The 2486-nt window shown below is 69.1% G+C and carries 3 protein-coding genes; 1 reads left to right on the top strand and 2 read right to left on the bottom strand.

Going from position 1 to position 2486, the window contains the following annotated elements; all coding sequences use genetic code 11:
* Positions 1-443 (bottom strand): MarR family winged helix-turn-helix transcriptional regulator (locus VGS97_RS23585; protein ID WP_326855819.1); only part of this gene is annotated, 443 nt, incomplete at its 3' end.
* A gap of 142 nt (positions 444-585) precedes the next feature.
* On the opposite strand from VGS97_RS23585, the gene VGS97_RS23580 reads away from it, so the two are divergent.
* Entirely contained in the window at positions 586-2196 is a 1611-nt protein-coding gene (locus tag VGS97_RS23580; RefSeq protein WP_326855818.1) for an NAD(P)/FAD-dependent oxidoreductase, read from the top strand.
* Positions 2197-2281: 85 nt separating this feature from the next.
* Here VGS97_RS23580 and VGS97_RS23575 read toward each other — a convergent pair.
* The coding region (locus tag VGS97_RS23575) for a 2-C-methyl-D-erythritol 2,4-cyclodiphosphate synthase (RefSeq protein WP_326855817.1) at positions 2282-2486 on the bottom strand (205 nt) is incomplete at its 5' end.

Below are 2486 nucleotides of genomic sequence, written 5' to 3'. Positions count from 1 at the left end.
CGGTGTAGTGCTGGGAGTGCCGCGCGGATCGCGACCAGTTCGGCGGGGTCTAGCTGGTTCAGTTCGGCGGCGAGAAGGGTTACCCGCTCGTCTGCCCATCGGGCCAGGCGCTCGGTGCCTGCGTCGGTCGCGGTGAGCACGGCGGCCCGGCGATCGGACTCGCTCGCCTTGCGCCGCAGGTAGCCCTTTGCGGCCAGCTGGTTGACGAGCGTGGACACGGAGTTGTCGGCCAGGCTGAGCTCGCGCGCGGCGGCCGAGACGCCGATTCCGGGCGACGTGGCGACCAAGCGCAGCAGTTCGACCTGCGCACCGCTGAGCGGCTCCAGGTCGAGCGGGCGGCGGACACGTCGCCGGACTGAGCGGTGGATTGCCGCCAGTACGTGGCTGAGTTCCTGCGCGAGTTTCCGCTGCTCGCCGGCGGTTGGGTCCTCGCTGGACTGCATGTGGCCAAGGTATCTCTTATACAGAGCTAAATAAATGGCTGCCGGGTTGCAGCCGGATTGACCACCTCTTTTACGGGATTGCTCTCGATTTGCCGGACATGGCGCTCGTATCCTTACCTTCTATCGTTCGACAGGAGCGCGCATGGCTGACAGCGGGGACGACCAAGCGCGTCTCGCGCCGACGAACACCGACGTGGTGATCGTCGGCGGGGGGCACAACGGCTTGGTCGCGGCGGCATACCTGGCTCGGTACGGGACCAGGGTGACCGTTCTCGAACGGCTCGGCCGGATCGGCGGCGCGGCGGTGAGCGAGCGTCCCTTTCCAGGCATCGACGCCGACCTGTCGCGCTACGCGTACCTGGTCTCGTTGCTGCCTTACACGATCGTGCGCGACCTCGAACTCGACCTCGAACTACGCTCGCGACCGGTCGCCTCGTACACGCCGGTGCTGCGTGGCGGCGAGCCGGGCGGGCTGCTCGTCGAGCGGCGGCCTGGGGCACGCACCGAGGCGTCGTTCCGAAGCCTGACCGGGTCGGACCGGGAGTGGCGGGCCTGGCAGGAGTTCTACGGCCGGATCGAGCGCGCGGCCCGGGTGATCGCGCCGGCACTGCTGGAACCCCTGGTGCCGAAGGGCGAGATGATGAAGGCCGTCCGGGAGGCCGCGGGCGGCGCTTTCTGGGACGCGTTCATCGAGCGGCCGCTGGGTGAAGTTGTCGAGGCCACGTTCGCGGACGACGTGGTGCGTGGCGTCGTGTTGACGGACGCTCTGATCGGCACGCAGAGCCACGCGCACGATCCGTCGCTGGCACAGAACCGTTGCTTCCTTTACCACGTCATCGGCAACGGGACCGGCGAGTGGCGCGTGCCGATCGGCGGAATGGGCGCGATCACGGCGTCACTCGCGCGCTCGGCGGAGAAGGCTGGCGTAACGTTCGTCACCGGCGCTACGGCGACACGCATCGAGGCGGACGGAAGGCGCGCGTCGGTGCGTTACGCGACGTCGGGTGGAGAACGGCGGATCGACGCGCGTTATGTGTTGGTCAATGCGGCGCCGACGGTTATGAACGAGTTGCTGGGGCGGCCGACCGGGCCGAAGCCCGAAGGCAACCAGCTGAAGATCAACATGGTGCTGGAACGGCTGCCAGCGCTGCGTTCGGGGGTGGACCCCACTTCCGCGTTCGCTGGGACGTTCCACATCGACGAGTCGTACAGCGGGCTGGCGCGGGCGTATGCGCAGTCGCAGGCGGGTGCCTTCCCGGACCCGCTGCCTACGGAGGTCTACTGCCACACGTTGACCGACCGGACGATCCTCGGGTCGGAGTCGGCGGCCCGGGGCCTGCACACGCTGACGCTGTTCGGGCTGCATACCCCGGCTCGGCTTTACGACAAGCCCGAGGCACGCGACGAGGCGGTCCGGCTCGCGCTGGCCGGGCTGAACCAGTACCTGGCCGAACCGATCGAGGATTGCCTGGCGCGCGACGCCGACGGTAAGCCGTGCCTTGAGGCGCGTTCTCCGCGCGACATCGAGGAGGAGTTGGCCATGCCCGGTGGCCACATCTTCCACGGCGGGCTCGACTGGCCGTGGGCAAGCAGCGATCAGGAGGTCGGCAAGTGGGGCGTGGAAACCGGCATCTCCAATGTATTGATATGTGGCTCGGGTGCTCGGCGCGGCGGCGCGATCAGTGGTGTGCCGGGACGGGCCGCGGCGTTGGCACTGCTACTCAGCCGGTCCCGACGTAAGCGTGGCGGCTGAGTGAGTTGGGTGAAGGTGAGCTGTGGCGGGCGGGACGCGGCGGGCCGGATGCGATGGCGTCAGGGCTGACGGTCGGTCAGCCGGGTCAGTCGAGTGTCGGCTGTGTGGAGATCGCGACGACTAGCGCGGTGGCGACGGCGGCCAAGCCTTCGGCGCGGCCGGTGAAACCCAGCCCGTCCGTGGTGGCAGCGCTGACCCGGACCGGGGCGCCCATGGCCTTGGACAGCACGGCTTCCGCTTCGGCGCGGCGCGGGCCGAGCTTCGGGCGCACGCCGATGAGCTGCACGGAG

The sequence above is a fragment of the Actinocrinis sp. genome (assembly GCF_035946395.1).
Classification (GTDB): domain Bacteria; phylum Actinomycetota; class Actinomycetes; order Streptomycetales; family Catenulisporaceae; genus Actinocrinis.
This window is presented reverse-complemented; position numbering and strand designations above follow the sequence as displayed.

Excerpts from the sequence above, each read along its gene's own strand:
- VGS97_RS23580 (WP_326855818.1), top strand. The coding sequence starts at position 586 with ATGGCTGACAGCGGGGACGACCAAGCGCGTCTCGCGCCGACGAACACC.